We start from the raw sequence: 17,934 nt of genomic DNA on the forward strand, positions 1-17,934 counted from the left end.
AATACAAAAATATGGATTTAAATTTAAAAAATAAACACCCTCGTCGTATTTATTATCTATTTCTTGTAATTATATTCTTTTTGGCATCTACGGAAATAGCTTATTCACAGGTAAAGAACCTATCTCTCCACTTAACAAATGTAACGCTAGAAGAAGCCTTGGCACAGATCAAGCAAAAGGGAGAATATTCTTTATGGTATCGCAATGAGGAAATCAACCTGAAGAAAAAAGTATCCCTTGATATTAAGAATGGCAGCATCACCCAAATTTTGGATGCTCTTTTTAAAGGGGAGGATTTGGGATATATAATAGAGGATAAGCACATCGTTATTTTTAAAGCAGATGAAAAGAGTAAGGCCACTCAGCAAACAGGCAAGCGAATTACGGGTATAATTAAGGATAATACCGGAGAGCCGGTCATTGGATGTAATATCATGGAAAAAGGAACATCAAATGGTACAATCACCAGTGTGAATGGAGACTTTTCCCTGAATGTTGCGGAAAATGCAGTTCTACAGATTTCTTATATCGGATATCTTACCCAAGAGATTCCTGTAAAAAATAATCAGAATATAACAGTCACTTTGCAGGAAGATTCACAAATTCTGGATGAAGTAGTTGTTGTGGGTTATGGAGTGGCAAAGAAAAGTGACCTAACCGGATCTATTTCTCAGGTGAAAGCGGAAAGTATGCAAAACTATACTCCATCCAGTGTTGGCGATTTATTGCGCAACAGTATTCCGGGTATGAGTGTGGGATACTCTGTTTCTGCGAAGGGAAATAGTGATATGATGATTCGTGGTGACAATACGTTGACTGCCGGATCGAGCCCTCTGATTATTGTCGATGGAGTGATCTATAATGGTGATATTTCAGACATAAACCCGAATGATATTGAGAAGCTGGATATTATGAAAGATGCAAGTTCCGCTGCGGTTTATGGTTCGAGAGCCACCAATGGAGTAGTCGCTATTACAACCAAGAAAGGAAACTCTCAAAAACCTGTTGTCAACTTTAATGGAAGTATCGGTATAGCTACTACAGCGAACAGGGTAAAGCCGTATGATAAAGATGGATTTATTAAGTGGCGTTCTGATATGTTTAAGTCAGTTTATAGTGCAACTGTACCACAGACTCCTTGGAGCCCTTTTGATGATCCGCGTACGATAGATTCTCAATATTTGGATCAATGGATGGCCTACCATAGTACCACACCGGATAATCTGGTAGATGCCTGGTTGTCGGGACTGCGACTGACCGGATTGGAGATAGAGAATTACAAAGCGGGAAGAAGTATTGATTGGGAAGACTATATTTTTCATAATGGTCCGAGGCAGGATTATAACATAAGTCTTTCCGGGAAAAAAGAAGATTTTTCTTATTACTGGTCATTGGGGTATATGTCGAATGAGTCATTAGTAAAGGGAGATGAATTTTCTACCATACGTTCGAGGGTGAATATAGAGGGGAAACCTGCCCGCTTTTTGAAAGTAGGTCTGAATGCCCAATTTTCTTATCGTGACGAAAGCTCTGTTCCCGCAGATGTGGATCAGTATACCAAACTCACTCCTTACAGTTCCTTTTATGAAAGTGATGAAGAAACATTGAAATTGTATCCTAATGATGATAATCAAGCAAAACATCCTTTATTAAACTCTACATACAGGTCGAGGGAGCAGGAATATTTTACCTTTTTCCCTAAAATCTATGCCACTCTGGATTTGCCATTTGGAATTACTTATACGGTGAATTATACCACTCGGTTCGTCTTCTATCATAACAACATACATGATTCTTCTGAACACCCGGAATGGAAGTTGTTCGGAGGACGTGCTTCGCGTGAGAATTCTTTGAGAAGAGAGTGGCAAGTCGATAACATTATAAACTGGAATAAGACTTTTGCGCAAAGACATAAGGTAGATGTCACCTTACTGGCAAATGCAGAAAAATTCCGTAATGATACGGAGAAAATGAGTAACCAGAACTTTACTCCGAACGATATACTCGGGTATCATGATATGGCTATAGGTAATTTGCCGGAACTTTCAAGTAATGATGAGGTCAGAACATCGAATGCTCTGATGGCCAGACTCAACTATGGTTTCATGAACAAGTATTTATTGACTTTATCGGTACGAAAGGATGGATCGTCTTTGTTCGGATATTCCAATCCTTATGCTACCTTCCCGGCCGCTGCTTTGGGATGGGTGATTTCAGAAGAAAAGTTTTTCAAAGTGAAGTTTGTTGATTATCTGAAGTTAAGAGCATCTTGGGGAATAAATGGAAACAGGGACATTACAAATTATGCAGCTCTGTCTAAAATGCTTGCTGAAAAATCATTGAATACCGATTTAAACGGAAATCCGATTACAATCCCTACTCTGGAAATAAATACAATGGGAAACAAAAAGCTTAAATGGGAAAAGACAGAGGCTTATAACCTGGCTTTGGACTTCAGACTATTTAATGGCCGTTTAAATGGAACCGTAGAAACCTATTATATGTCGACTACGGATGTATTGGTAAACAGAGAACTTCCTACCATCACCGGATATAAAAGAGTGTACGCCAATCTGGGAGAAATCAGAAACAAGGGATTCGAACTTTCTCTGAGCAGTACCAATATGAAACAACATAATTTTGAATGGACATCCAATCTGATCTTCTCATTAAACCGGAATAAGATTATTACTATAACCGGTGAAAAGTATGATGTTTTTGATAAAGATGGTAACTTTGTAGGGCAAAAAGAACCGGATGACAAGACCAATAACTGGTTTATCGGTCAGGCAAAAGATGTGATATGGGACTATAAGATTCTGGGAACCTGGAAGATCGGACAAGAAGAAGAGGCTGCCAAATGGAATCAGGCACCTGGTGACTTCAGGTTGGAGGACGTAAATGATGACGGGTTGTTGACAGATGAAGACAAGCAATTTCTGGGATATAAAACCCCACGTTTTTCGTGGACTTTGAGCAATACTTTTACGTTGTTTAATGACTTTGAATTCTCTTTTGTTCTGTATTCTCTCTGGGGGCATAAGGGGAGTTATAATTTGGCAAAACATGCAGATCATATTGAAGATCGCTGTAACTCTAGGGATATTCCTTATTGGACTCCTGAAAATCAGTTGGATGATTTTGCCAGATTGCGCTCTGCACCTGCAAAAGGAGTCGATTATTCAGTATGGTTCGATAAGTCTTATATACGTTTGGAAAATATAGCCTTAGCTTATAAAGTTCCTGCTAAGTTCTTGAAAAAGACTCCTATATCCAATCTTAAACTAACACTGAATGTAAAGAATGCAGCTATGTGGGCAAAAGACTGGAAATTCGGTGACCCCGAAGATGGAATGCGTTCACAGAGAATATTTACTTTTGGATTAAATATGACCCTTTAAGTTCTAAATTAAATTATATAGACATGAAAACCATTATGAAATATAAAACAGCGATATTGTCATTTACTGTCTGCCTGTTTAGCTCATGCGGATCAGATTTCCTTGATCCTAAGCCACTCTCTTTTTATGCTCCTGAAAATGCATTGATTGATGAGGCTGGATTACAAGCGGTATTGGATAAGGCAATGACGACTTTCAGAGGAGAATTCTGTGCTGATCAAGCGCCGTTCTGTACAAATATGAAATATTCGGATATAGCTGTAGACGGTACAACCGATAAGGCGACTCCATGGCAGGATTTGAACAATCAGATGCTTCCTGATGGAAAAAACAACGATTTGGCATATACCAAGATCGGATGGTATTGGGATAATTCTTTTATCAACATTAAAAACTGCAATACGATTATAAACAGAATCGATGAAGCTACATTCAAATCGGAAGAATCGAAGAATGCGCTATTAGGTGGAGCCTATTTTATAAGAGCCTATCGCTACTATATGAAAACCTTGCAGTATGGAGATGTACCTTTGGTTTTGGATGAACTTACTGAACCCAAAGTTGACTATTACACTACCACAAAAGAATCCATCTGGCTGAAGATGATAAAGGATCTGGAGTTTGCCGTACAGCATGTTCCCGAAGCTAATAAAGTGAAAGGTGGACAGGTGACCAAAGCTGCCTGTAAGCATTTGCTTGCTAAGTACTACTTACTCGAAGGGAGATTCGATGATGCTATCCGGATTACATCCGAAGTAATAAACGGTGGAGTTCATAAACTTTGCACTGAACGATTCGGATCAGATAAGAACATTGCCAATAAAGATGTGGTATGGGATATGTTCCGTATTGAAAATAAAAGTCTGCCGGAAAATACTGAAGGTCTATTGTTAACTATCGATAGGTATGGTATGGAAGGAAATACGAATGGTACTAATGTCATGCGTAATGCACTTCCTTATTTCGGACTGACCGGAGTTATTAAAACACCCAATGGAGCGAACGGTTTGTCGGATGCAGCTAGGAATGAAATCGGGCTTGTGGAAAAATACGGCAGAGGAATCAGTCGTATCCGTCCCACTTGGTATGCACAAAAAGGGGTATGGATTATCAACCAGGTGGAAGATTTTTCAGATTACAGGCATCGGACAGATAATGAAAACTGGATGACTATGGAAATGTTGGTCTATAACAATCCTGCGCTGAAGAAAAACGGAAATGAATGGTATGGAAAGAATCTACAATTGTATAATGATCAGGGAAACATTTTATGTAATGATACCATCAGATGCTGGTTTAGCTGGCCAAATTATAAAACCTGGTATCCCGATCCTGATCGCGTACAACCACAGGGAGGTCCGGGCGACTTCTATATTTTCCGTTTGGCTGAGACCTATTTGCTTAGGGCAGAGGCTTATGTATGGAAAGGCGAGTGGCAGAAAGCTGCCGAAGATATAAATACGATACGGAAAAGAGCTAATGCACAATATATGTATTCGGCTGCGGATGTTGAAAAGCAAAAGATAGGTGCTGTATTGGATGAAAGAGCGAGAGAACTGTACTATGAAGAACCGCGTAAAGTGGAATTAACGCGAATGGCTATTATTTATGCCCGGACAGGAATTCCTTGTTACAATGGGAAGACATATACGATGGACAGGCTGACGGAAGATAATTTCTGGTACGACAGGGTAGTAGAAGTCAGTGACTTTTATAATAAAGGTGTACGGACTCCATACGGAAACTATTTTACTTGTTCACCTTTCCATATATTCTGGCCTATTCCTTCGTATGCCATCAATACGAACTCCGGGGGAATAATCAATCAGAATAAAGGGTACCCTGGTACGGAAAAGAACATTCCTCCTTTGGTATACGAGGGTGATTAATAAAGAATAGAAGAATTAAATCAAAAATAATATGTTTTTAAACAACGATCCTATGAGATATATAACTGGAGCTGTGCTACTTTCATTAAGTTCGGGGGTACTTGCCGGAACTAAAGGAAAAGAAGAACCTGCCAAGCGTCCGAATATCTTATTCGTGATAAACGATGACCAAAGTTATGCACATACCAGTTTTGCTGGTAGCCGGTTTGTAAATACACCGGGATTCGACAGAGTGGCTTCTAATGGAATCTACTTCACAAATTGTTATGGCGGCTCTCCGGGGAGTGCACCTTCCAGAAGTAGTTTGGTAACAGGGCGCCATCACTGGCAAAACAAGCAATCCGGGCAGCATGCTTCTTCCTGGATGAAAGAGCATGTTCCGTTTGTCGACCTTCTGGAAGCAAGCGGATATTACACAGGTTTTACAGGAAAAGGTGTAGACCCTTTCCAATATGCACGGAACGATCAGGATACATTATGGAGAAAAGGAAACGCTGCCGGGCATCCATTCAATAAACATAAATATGAAAAAAACATTTCTTCGGATTTGCGTACGGCCAAAGGAATTGGATTGACGAACTATTATGAGAATTTCCGTTCCTTCATGCAGCAACGTAAAGACGGACAGCCTTTTTATTTTTGGTATGGAGCTACCGAGCCTCATCGCGTCTATGAAAAGGGTTCATGGAAGCGCAATGGAAAAAGCCTCGATCAGGTAGATGTCCCCGGTTTTCTTCCCGATTCGGAAGAAGTGAGAGGAGATATGCTGGACTATGCCGTAGAAATAGAATGGGCTGATTCGCATTTGTCTAAAATGCTGGAATATCTGGATTCAATAGGTGAACTCAATAATACAATTGTTATAGTAACGGCAGATAATGGTATGCCTTTTCCCCGGGCAAAAGCCAATTGTTTTGAATATGGGGTACATGTTCCTTTCGCAGTTAGTTATCCGAAAGGTTTTCCGGGAAAACGCCGGGTAGATGATCCGATTAGCTTTGTGGATATTGCCCCTACCATTTTGGAAATAGCGGGAGTGAAACCGGATGGAATGCTTCCTATCTCAGGACGAAGCTTTATGAATATACTTAAATCGAAAAAAGAAGGAATAGTAGATCAGTCGAAAAAGTATGTGTATATGGGCCGTGAGAGGCATTCTTCTTCCCGATGGCAGAATTTAGGATATCCGCAGCGTGCTGTCCGCAACCAGGATTATCTGTTAATCTGGAACCTTAGACCGGAACGTTGGCCTGCCGGAGCTCCTCAGATGCTAAATAAGAAAACGGGCGAACTATGCCCCATGTACGGAATCGGTGAAGATGGTACCTTCCATCCCGATTGGGCATTTACTGATGTGGATGATGCACCTTCTAAGACGTTTCTGATAGAGAATCATAAGGACCCCGTTATTCGTCCTTATTTCGATCTGGCATTTAATAAACGTCCTGAGTTTGAGTTGTATTGTATTGGTAATGACCCGTTCTGCCTCGATAACCTGATAGGCAAGAAGGATTATGCTGAGATTGAAAATGAACTGAAACAAGCTTTATTAGAGGAACTGAAACGATCGGAAGATCCCCGCATAGTAGGACCTGATAAAGAAATATTTGAATCCTACATCCGGTACAGTCCGATAAGGGAATTTCCTAAACCGGACTGGGCAGAATGATAGAATGAAAATATCATAAGTGCATTAGTTACCAGGGAAGGTCGGAAGGCTTTTCCTGGTTCTTTTTTATACTGTTATGATGTAATAAGGCAAACGTTTCCGGTGAATTACTACCGAAAGATATCTGAAACTTTTCTTTTCAGATATTTATTCTGTACTTTTGCTCGTGAAAATCTATTGTTAAACCGAAAAAATCCGTATGAGGCAACTAAAAGTACTTCTGGTAGTCTTTTTAGCATTCCTATCCCTGCATATCTGTGCCAATGAAACAGACTCTTTGCTTCGTGAACTTGATATGTCTATCAGAAACCGTCCTCAGTACACCTTGAAACGTCAGGAACAAATAGATGCCTTGCAACGGAAACTCCGTCTGTCTCATTCTGACCAGGAACGTTATAATCTTTACCGCGAATTATTCGGCAAATACCGCTCTTACCGTATGGACTCGGCTCTGTGGGTAGCCGATCAGCGCGTAGAACTTGCCAAGCGCATGAAGAATCCCCTTTACATTTATTCGGCAGAACTGAATATTGCCGAAGTGATGATAGGAGTAGCCATGTATAAGGAAGGTCTGGAAATACTAGATGGAATCAAGTCCGCTGATCTGGATGATTCCGGGGTTTCCTATTATTATTATCAGTATCATCAAGTTTATACGTTGATGGCGGATTATGCTTTCTCAGATCAGATGAAAGAATATTATCGGGGTTTGGCATACCAATATAAAGATTCTATTATCAGTATGCGCCGTCCCGGTTCGCAGGGGTATCTGCTGATGATGAGTGAAAAATTGCTGTATGAAGAAAAGTATGATGAAGCCATAGAAATATTGAATAGTTGCTACAAGACCCACAAAGAGAAAGGATACAGTGTTGCCATTCCTTCTATCGGCCTTGCCAATGCTTATGCCTTTATGGGGAATACCGAATTGCAGAAGAAATATCTGGCTATTTCGGCTATTGCAGATATTCAGGCGGCAACGAAGGAGTACATATCCTTGTGGAAGTTAGCCAACCTTCTATTTCAGGAAGGAGACATAAAACGTGCTTATACTTATATAGAATGCTCTATGCAAGATGCCACTTTCTGCAATGCACGCTATCGTACACAGGAGATTTCAGAATTGCTTCCCGTTATCAGCTGGACGTACGAAAACAAGTTGAGGGAGGAGAAAACACAGATGGTTGCTCTGGTCATCCTGACATCTGTCCTGCTGATTATATTGCTGGTTGCTCTGATGTTCATTTTCTATCAGATGAAGCGGTTGAATGTAGCCCGAAAAGCGGTGAACACTATGAACGAGGAACTTAAACATATCAATTCCGATCTGCATACACTGAATGATAAGTTGCAGGAATCCAATCATGTGAAGGAAGAATATATCGGCTATGTATTCAATATGTGTTCCCTCTATATCAACAAACAGGAAGAGCAACGGAAAATGCTTGCCCGTAAAATCAAGACCGGGCAATTGGATGATTTGTATAAGACTGTCAACTCCTCCTCTTTTGTTGCCAATGAGTTGAAAGAATTCTTCTACATGTTCGATAGTGTGTTCCTGAAACTCTATCCTAAGTTCATAGAGCAGTTTAATACTTTGCTTCAAGAAGATGAACGTATCTGTCCGAAGGAGGGTGAACTGCTGACACCTGAGTTGCGCGTCTTCGCTCTGATCAGACTGGGTATTACAGATAGTGGGAAGATTGCGAACTTCCTTCATTATTCTGCCCAGACGGTGTATAACTATCGTCTGAAAGTACGGAACAAATCTTTGCTTTCCAAGGATGAATTTATGGAATCCGTGCAGCAAATAGGTTGATAAAACCTCTTTCTTTTTTCCTCAAACGTCTACTTAAATCTACTTTCCTGACTCATTTGAAAAAGTGTTTTTGTGTTGTATTTCAGTTGCTTATCGTTTAAAAGCCTCTGCTAATATCTACTTTATGTATCTACTCAACTCTCTTACCCGGAAAGTTATGCTCTACCTTTGCCGTAGAAATTAAAGTTAACAATAGATTTTCTTTAGGTATTGGTTTTTATTTAGGTAAACAGATTACACGGGGATTATAGAATTATTTTTTTATTAACTATAATAATAACCTTATGAAAAACATTTTTAGACTTGTCAAGGGACTTCTCCCTTTGTTGGGATTACTACTATCCCTGTCGCTTTCAGCACAAGACATCGTGGTGAAAGGGCATGTGAAGGACGCTACCGGTGAATCGGTTATCGGAGCTAACATTCTTATTAAAGGTACTTCTATAGGTACTATCTCCGATGTGGACGGCAATTTTACACTGAAGGCGGCTACCGGAAATGTACTTACCGTTACCTGTATCGGCTATAAAGGACAGGAAATCACCGTGACAAACAAACCTCTCATTGTAGTTACCATGCAGGAAGACAGCGAATTGCTGGACGAAGTAGTAGTCATCGGCTACGGCCAGGTGAAGAAAGGCGACGTGACCGGATCTTTGCTGACCGTGAAACCGGATGAACTGAACAAAGGTAAGCAATTGACTGCTGAAGATGCTCTGGTGGGTAAAGTTGCCGGTGTGAATATCGTGCCGGGCAATGGTGCACCGGGGAGCGGCGGTACTATCCGTATCCGTATGGGAGCCTCTTTGTCGGCAGATAATGATCCGTTGATTGTTATCGATGGAGTACCCGTAAGCAATACTTCTATCAGTGCCATCAATCCGAATGACATTGCTTCCTTTACAGTATTGAAGGATGCTTCTGCCACAGCTATCTACGGTTCGCGTGCCTCCAACGGTGTCATCATCATCACTACCAAGAAGGGAAGTGCCGACGGTACCTCTCGTCCCTCCTTCAACTACAACGGAAACATGACAGTGAGCAATGTATATCAGTATATAGATGTACTTTCTACCGAAGAATACCGTCAGGCTTTTGCCGAGCATGCCAATGCTCCGGAGACTTTCAAGCTGGGCAATGCAGATGTAGACTGGCAGAAAGAAATCTACCGCGTGGCACTGGGTACGGATCATAACTTGTCCATGACCGGAGCTTTGAAGAATATGCCTTACCGTGTATCCGTAGGATACACTAACCAGAATGGTACATTGAAGAATAATAACTACGAGCGTATCAACGCTAGTGTAGGTCTGTCTCCGAAGTTCTTCAATAAACATCTTTCTGTAGATATTAATGTCAAGGGAAGTATTGAGAATAATCAACCGGTTTCAACAGGCGTGATTGGCAGCGCTATCTCTTTTGATCCTACCCGTCCCGTTTACGAAGACTATGAAGGTAATGTAGGTTTGGGATATTATACATGGATGAATGGTGGTAAACCCATTACGCTGGCCGCTGCAAATCCGGTTGCCGATCTGGAACTGGCTGACAAACTCGAAAAGACAAAACGTTCTATCGGTAACATTGCCCTCGACTACAAGGTGCACGGATTAGAAGACCTGCGCTTCAATCTGAATATGGGCTATGACATCCAGAAGAATGACAATCGTGAAAATGTGCCCGATCTTGCTCCCTCCATGTACACTGGTAATCAGAATGACGGTACAGGTAAGCGCTATAAATATCATCAGACCAAGCGCAACACCTTGCTCGATTTCTATGCCAATTACGACAAGGAACTGAAGGATCATCACATCAATGTTATGGGTGGTTACGGCTGGCAACGTTTCTGGTATAAAAATAATAGTATAACTACCGATACCGAAGGCAAAGAACTGGCTACTCCCCAGCATGCCGAAGCCGAACTTTACCTGCTTTCTTTCTATGGACGTGTAAACTACTCCTGGAAGCAACGCTATATGCTGACGGCTACTCTGCGTGCCGATGCTTCTTCACGTTTCTCTCCTGATAACCGTTGGGGTTATTTCCCTTCAGTTGCGGCAGCCTGGCGTGTGAACGAAGAGGCTTTCCTCTCGAACTTCAAAGCCCTGTCCGATTTGAAACTCCGTTTGAGCTACGGCCAGACCGGTCAGCAATCCATCGGTTCTTACTATCAGCACCTGCCGACTTATACGGCATCTTATGACGAATCCCGCTATTACTTCGGCGATCAATGGTATACTACTTACCGTCCCAATGGCTACGATGCCAATATCAAGTGGGAGACTACCGAAACTTATAATATCGGTATCGACTACGGTTTCCTGAACAACCGTATCTCCGGTACGATTGATTACTACTGGCGTACTACCAAAGACCTGCTGAATAAGATATTCGTTCCTGCCGGAAGTAACTTTACCAATATGATTGAAACCAATATCGGTAATATGAAGAGTAAAGGTCTGGAAATCGGTATCAACGTGATTCCCGTGAAGAACAAGGATTGGGAATGGACTGTCAGAGGTAATTTTACCTGGAATACTTCTGAAATTACGAAGCTGAACACCATAGACCGTGAAGACAACTATGTGAAGACAGGTAATGCCGGCGGTACGGGTAAATATCTGCAAGTCCACATGGTAGGCGAAACTCCGAATACTTTCTACCTGTTGCAACAGGCTTATGATGATAATGGTAAGCCGCTGGATGGCAAGTATATCGCAAAAGATGGTTCTACCACCAGCAGCGAAGAAGATGCCAACAAGTACGTGACCGGCAAAAGTTCCAAAGCTCCTTACTACTGCGGTCTTTCTACCCGTCTGACATACAAGAACTGGGATTTGGGTATCAACGGACATGGAAGCTTCGGTGCTTATGTTTATAACTATGTGAAAGCCTCCGATTCTTTGGACGGACTTTATGGCGGAACCGGCGTTTCCAGCAATATTCTGCGTTCTACTCTTGAAACCGGATTTACGCAGGATCGCATCTATACCGATTACTTCCTAGAGAAAGGTGACTTCTTCCGTATCGACAACATCACGTTAGGACATACCTTCGATAAGTTGTGGAACGAAAAGACCTCTCTTCGTCTCTCTTTCACAGTGCAGAATGTATGTACACTGACAGGCTATAGCGGTCTTGACCCGGAAATTTATAGCGGTATCGACAAGAACATCTATCAGCGCCCGCGTATGTTCATGCTGGGAGTAAATCTTAATTTTTAATTCATGAAAAATCAGAAAACAATGAAAACGAAATATTTCAAGTTAGCAAGTATATGTTTGGTATCTTTCTTCCTTCTTTCTTCTTGTCTGGGAGATTTGGATACATTGCCTTTGGACGACAATGAGTTGGTGGGCGAGAAGGTTTATTCTACGCCTGAGGGATACATCGGAGTATTGGCAAAGTGTTATGCCAGTCTTATCCAGACCGGACAAAAGGGTGGTGATGGCGGAAACGGTGACGTGCCGGGTATTGATGAAGGTTATAGTGGTTATACACGTGCTCTGTTCTATTTGCAAGAGGCTTGTACGGATGAGATCGTTTTCCATTCCGGTGGCAGTCATGGAAGTTTGTCACTGTTGTATATGAACTGGGACCCTTCGACAAAGATTATTTGCTATTCATATTATCGTCTGTATATGGCCATTAACTACTGTAATGAGTTCTTGCGCGAAAGTGCGGAAGGGAAGCTGAAAGCCCGTGGTGTATATGATGCTTTGCAGGCTGAAATGCCTTATTACCGTGCCGAAGCACGCTTCATCCGTGCTTATTGCTACAGCATGATTTGCGACTTGTACGGTTCGGGTCCCTTCATTGATGAAACGATGGATGTAGGTACGATTCCCCATCAGAAGACCCGCCAGGAAATCTACGACTATGTGGTTTCCGAAACGGAAGAACTGACAACCTTGCTGAAAGAACCGAAGCGGAATGAGTATGGCCGTGTGGATCGTGTGTCGGCTTGGTTTCTTCTGGCACGTGTCTATCTGAATGCCGAAACATGGGTAGGCAAGAATGAATATACCAATGCTTATAAATATGCCAGGAAAGTGATTACGGAAGGTAATTATCCGTTGGCTTCCGATTATCGTCACATCTTCCTGGCAGATAACAATACTTGCTCCGAAATCATCTGGCCTTTGGTACAAGATGCTGACTATGCACAGAGCAGTGCCGGAACCAACTTCCTGATTAAAGCATTGATGAATGGTCCGATGGATAGCTATGTAAAAACCGGAGTAGGTAGCCGTGGTTGGGGTAATGCCCGTGTGAAGGTGGCGCTTGTAGATAAGTTTGATGAGGCTGACCAAACCTTCTATGAAAATGATCCCTGGGGAGATAATAAGAAGGATAAGCGTGCACAGTTCTTTACCATCGGCCATACAAAGGAAACCTGGGTAGAAGGTAAGGCTTTCCAGAAGACGTTTGAGAATGGTTATGCGTGCATCAAATGGAGAAATGTAACCAGGGACCGTAAGGAATTGGTAGATGGCGGTACTAAGTATTCGTCTGTAGACCTCCCGATGTTCCGTACGGCAGATGCTTACCTGATGGCTGCTGAGGCTATTCTTCGCGGGGCCGCGGAAGGCACACGTGCTGAGGCATTGGGTTATGTGAATGAAATCAGAGACCGTGCTTATATGTCCGGCAGCTATGGTGGTGGGGTATCCGGTCGTATTACCGACGGTCAGTTGAATCTGGATTTCATTCTGGATGAAAGAGCCCGTGAGATGAATATGGAGTTGGTGCGTCGCACAGACCTGATCCGCTTCGGCAAATTCACAAAAGGATATAACTGGGATTGGAAAGGTAGCAGTGACGGTGAAGTTGGTACGTATGTGGGTAAAGATGTGAACGATAAGTACAAATTGTATCCCATTCCGCAGGATGAGTTTACCACGAACCCGTATCTGACACAGAATCCGGATTATCAGAAATAAAGAAAACAATTAAATAACAACTTGTTTATGAGAATGAAACGAACTCTTTTTTCAATCGTCCTGTTAGCTGCTTTTGCTGTGCAAGGCTTATATGCACAAGCTACACGCGAAGAAATCTTCAATGATATTGCAACGACAGGTGGTGTATATTACGCTTACCCAGGTCCTTCGGGCGTCCAGACCAAGGCGCCGAAAGGTTATGAACCGTTCTATATCAGCCATTATGGCCGTCATGGTTCCCGCTGGCTGATTGCGGATGAAGACTACGTCCGTGTAATGGAAGTCTTTGAGAAAGCCCACGCAGCCGGAGCATTAACCGATTTGGGCGAAGACGTCCGTAAGCGTCTGGACATTGTCTGGGCAGATGCCAAAGGACACGGCGGCGACCTCAGTCCGGTAGGAGTGAAGCAGCAACGAGGCATTGCCGAACGTATGTATCAGGCATTCCCCGAAGTATTTAAAGGTGAACCGCAAATGTCTGCCCGCTCTACCGTAGTTATCCGTTGCGTACTCAGCATGGATGCATTCTGCGAACGGCTGAAGGAATTCAACCCGAAGATGCAGATTGAGCGTGAATCCAGCAATAAGTATATGGATTACCTGAATTTCCATACACAGGAAGCTATGAAGTTTACTTCACGCAAAGGTCCCTGGTATGAGGAATTTCGTAAGTTCGAAGAAGAACATGTCCGTCCGGAACGTCTGATGAATACACTGTTCAATAGCAAAGAGTATATTCGTAAGAATGTAAATCCTGAAGAACTGATGCGCGGTCTGTATTGGGTTGCTTCTGATATGCAGAACGTGGAACCGGAGGTCTGTTTTTATGATATCTTTGAGAAGCAGGAATTGTTTGATATCTGGCAGATACATAATTATAAGAACTATGTATGCGACGGCCCTTCACCCATGACGAACGGACTGATGCTGGCAAACGCCAAATCTCTGGTCGAGAATATCATGGACTCGGCAGACGCGGCGATTGCCTCCGGTACAAACTCGGCTACTTTCCGCTTCGGACACGACGGTAATGTGATTCCTCTAGTGGGCTTGCTGAGACTAGAGAACTGCTATAATGAAGAGTCCGATCCGGCCAAATTCTATCAGGCATGGTGTAACTTCAAAATGGTGCCTATGGCTGCCAATGTGCAGATTGTTTTCTTCCGTAAGAAAGGCAGTGCAGACGATATTATCGTGAAGTTCATGCTGAACGAGAAAGAAGTGAGTATTCCGGTGAAGACCGACATCGCTCCTTTCTATCACTGGAAGGACGTCAGGGCATTCTACAAAGACCTGCTGTCCCAACTGCCGGATAGACCGTAAATCATAAGGAATACGGAATAAAACGCAAATTACACAGGTTACGCAACTTCTTTCAGGCCTCCTATCGGTTGCCTTATATAAGACGAAAAATTGCGTAATTTGTGTAATTTGCGTTCTGTCTTTATCCCCCACTTGCTTTTTTTCCGTACTTTCGTGCATTCATCCAATAAATTAAAGAAGAACGATATGAAAATACGTGTAGGCTTTGGCTTCGATGTACACCGGTTGGTGGCAGGGCGCGAACTTTGGTTAGGCGGTATCCGTCTGGAACATGAGAAAGGATTACTTGGACATTCGGATGCCGATGTGCTGATCCATACCATTTGTGATGCCTTGCTGGGAGCCGCCAATATGCGTGATATCGGTTATCATTTTCCCGATACCGCGGGAGAGTTCAAGGACATAGACAGCAAAATATTACTGAAGAAAACCGTAGAACTGATTGCAACCAAAGGCTATTCCGTGGGCAACATTGATGCAACCATATGTGCGGAACGCCCCAAACTGAAATCCCATATTCCCGCCATGCAGCAGACGCTTGCCAAAGTAATGGGAATAGATGAAGACGACATCTCCATCAAAGCTACTACTACGGAAAAGCTTGGCTTTACCGGTCGCGAAGAAGGTATCTCTGCTTATGCAACAGTCCTGATTACTAAAGAATAATTGATTCTGACCTAATAACTACCTAAAACTAATCACTAACATGAAGAGAATCTCTTTAACCCTTTGTCTGGCTTTTCTGACAGTTCTGTTCTGCCAGGCACAGGTTGCCTCCTTAAAGTTTAACAAGAACGGAGAGTTTAAAATCGTCCAGTTTACCGACATCCACTTCAAGTATGGTAATCCTGCTTCGGATATTGCTTTGAAGCGTATCAATGAAGTGCTTGATGCCGAACGTCCCGACTTGGTTGTTTTCACAGGAGATGTGGTTTATGCCGCACCTGCGGATACGGCTATGCGAACCGTGCTTGCCTGTGCTTCTTCCCGCAAGCTGCCTTTTGCTGTTACTTTCGGTAACCATGATAATGAACAAGGTAAAACCCATGCCGAGCTCTATGATATCATCCGGTCCATGCCTTACAACATTCAGCCCGATCGCGGAACAGTCGAATCTCCCGATTACGTTCTTGTAGTAAAGTCTTCGGATGGTAAGAAAGATGCCTCTGTGCTCTATTGCCTCGACTCTCATTCGTATTCCAAGCTGCCCGATGTGAAAGGGTACGATTGGCTCACGTTCGATCAGGTAAACTGGTATCGTCAACAAAGTGCAGCTTTTACCGCTAAGAATGATGGGAAACCTTTGCCTGCTTTGGCATTTTTCCACATCCCCTTGCCCGAATATAATGAAGCGGCTTCCGATGAGAATGCTATTCTCTATGGTACGCGTATGGAAAAAGCTTGTGCACCTGCTATTAATACCGGTATGTTTGCTGCTATGAAAGAGGCGGGCGACGTAATGGGTACTTTTGTCGGTCATGACCATGATAATGATTATTCAGTCATGTGGAAAGGTATCGTACTGGCCTATGGACGCTTCACTGGCGGTAATACGGAGTATAATCACCTTTCAAACGGTGCCCGTGTGATTGTATTGAAGGAGGGAGAACGCACCTTTACTTCCTGGATACACCTGAAAGGCGGCGAGTTGATAGATAAGACCGTTTATCCTGACAGTTACATGAAAGACGACTGGCGTAAACGTCCGTTGGTTACGGAATAACCCTTCTGATAAGAACTCCTTACATGTCATGCAAAAGATGCCACCTTTCGTTTTGAATAAATGATAATTTCATTAGTTTTGCTGCAAGAAAAAGAAATTTATATGGATAAGATAAAAACAGGATTGGTCGCTTTCGGAATGTCGGGGCAGGTGTTTCATGCTCCTTTTATTTCCACCAATCCCCATTTTGAGTTGACTGCGATTACGGAACGCAGCAAGGAATTGTCGAAGGTGAAATATCCACAATCCCGTATTGTGCGTAGTTTTGAAGAATTAATAGGGATGGAGGAGCTGGAACTGGTTGTTGTAAATACTCCGGATAGTTCCCATTATGAATATGCCCGTCGTGCTCTCGAAGGCGGAAAGCATGTTATTGTGGAAAAGCCTTTCACTACTACCGTAGAAGAAGGGGAAGAACTTGTGGCTCTTGCTGCGGAAAAAGGGTTAACCCTGAGCGTTTACCAGAATCGCCGTTGGGATTGCGACTTCCTGACCGTGAAAGAAATATTGGACAAAGGTCTGTTAGGTCGTTTGGTAGAATTTGAATCCACCTTTCCCCGTTACCGGAATTTCATCAAACCCAATACCTGGAAAGAAACCGGGGAGAGTGGCGGAGGCCTGACTTATAATCTGGGTGCCCACGTCATAGATCAGGCTGTGCAGTTGTTCGGTATGCCCGAAGCTGTATTTGCCGATATTGCAACTTTGCGTACCGGTGGTAAAGTGGATGATTACTTCATTATCCACTTACTGAAACCTGCCCATGCGCCGGAAGTGAAGATTACACTGAAAGCCAGTTATCTGATGTGTGAGAATGAACCTCGCTTTGTACTTCATGGCACGGAAGGTTCGTATGTGAAGTACGGTCTTGATCCTCAGGAAGCAGATCTAACTAAAGGCATACTGCCGGATACTCCGCATTGGGGAGAGGAAGATAAATCCCAGTGGGGAATACTTCATACGGAAAAGAATGGGGATGTGGTGCGTGAATCCTATCCAACCCTTCCCGGTAACTATGCTGCTTTCTATGAGAATATTTATCAGCATGTCCGTAAAGGAGAGGTCTTGCAAAGTGATGCTCGCGGAGTTCTTGGTGTTATCCGGCTGATTGAAGCGGCTTGGGAAAGTAGTCGGACAGGAAGTGTTATCAGATTATAACCTGAC

10 protein-coding genes are annotated in these 17,934 nt (G+C 42.9%); all 10 read left to right on the top strand.

Going from position 1 to position 17,934, the window contains the following annotated elements; genetic code table 11:
* The first annotated feature begins 11 nt into the window (after nt 1–11).
* The 10 genes from BACINT_RS00245 to BACINT_RS00290 all read left to right on the top strand — a co-directional run bounded on the left by BACINT_RS00245 (nt 12) and on the right by BACINT_RS00290 (nt 17,928).
* Nucleotides 12–3,401 (top strand): SusC/RagA family TonB-linked outer membrane protein, encoded by a 3,390-nt coding sequence (locus tag BACINT_RS00245; RefSeq protein WP_007659613.1) that lies wholly within the window; start codon nt 12–14, stop codon nt 3,399–3,401.
* Between the two features lie 35 nt (nt 3,402–3,436).
* Nucleotides 3,437–5,290 carry a RagB/SusD family nutrient uptake outer membrane protein gene (locus BACINT_RS00250; protein ID WP_229107093.1) on the top strand — a complete coding sequence of 618 codons (1,854 nt, stop codon included), beginning with the start codon at nt 3,437–3,439 and terminating at the stop codon, nt 5,288–5,290.
* A 52-nt stretch (nt 5,291–5,342) separates the two neighbouring features.
* The gene (locus BACINT_RS00255; RefSeq protein WP_044154547.1) at nt 5,343–6,959 is read left to right on the top strand and encodes a sulfatase family protein; all 1,617 of its coding nucleotides are present in this window, start codon (nt 5,343–5,345) and stop codon (nt 6,957–6,959) included.
* A gap of 199 nt (nt 6,960–7,158) precedes the next feature.
* Nucleotides 7,159–8,778, top strand: a complete 1,620-nt coding sequence (locus BACINT_RS00260) for a DUF6377 domain-containing protein (RefSeq protein WP_007659616.1) — start codon at nt 7,159–7,161, stop codon at nt 8,776–8,778.
* 284 nt (nt 8,779–9,062) lie between these two features.
* Entirely contained in the window at nt 9,063–12,005 is a 2,943-nt protein-coding gene (locus BACINT_RS00265) for a SusC/RagA family TonB-linked outer membrane protein (protein ID WP_007659618.1), read from the top strand.
* 21 nt (nt 12,006–12,026) lie between these two features.
* Entirely contained in the window at nt 12,027–13,724 is a 1,698-nt protein-coding gene (locus tag BACINT_RS00270; protein WP_044154509.1) for a RagB/SusD family nutrient uptake outer membrane protein, read from the top strand.
* 27 nt (nt 13,725–13,751) lie between these two features.
* The gene (locus tag BACINT_RS00275; RefSeq protein WP_007659621.1) at nt 13,752–15,047 is read left to right on the top strand and encodes a histidine-type phosphatase; all 1,296 of its coding nucleotides are present in this window, start codon (nt 13,752–13,754) and stop codon (nt 15,045–15,047) included.
* Between the two features lie 186 nt (nt 15,048–15,233).
* On the top strand, nt 15,234–15,713 hold the full coding sequence (ispF, locus tag BACINT_RS00280) for a 2-C-methyl-D-erythritol 2,4-cyclodiphosphate synthase (protein ID WP_007659622.1): 480 nt from the start codon (nt 15,234–15,236) through the stop codon (nt 15,711–15,713).
* Nucleotides 15,714–15,753: 40 nt separating this feature from the next.
* A complete protein-coding gene (locus tag BACINT_RS00285) occupies nt 15,754–16,770 on the top strand; it encodes a metallophosphoesterase family protein (RefSeq protein WP_007659623.1) in 1,017 nt (338 codons plus the stop codon).
* A 102-nt stretch (nt 16,771–16,872) separates the two neighbouring features.
* A complete protein-coding gene (locus tag BACINT_RS00290; RefSeq protein ID WP_044154548.1) occupies nt 16,873–17,928 on the top strand; it encodes a Gfo/Idh/MocA family oxidoreductase in 1,056 nt (351 codons plus the stop codon).
* Nucleotides 17,929–17,934 lie beyond the last annotated feature (6 nt).

This window comes from Bacteroides intestinalis DSM 17393 (assembly GCF_000172175.1).
Lineage (GTDB): Bacteria > Bacteroidota > Bacteroidia > Bacteroidales > Bacteroidaceae > Bacteroides > Bacteroides intestinalis.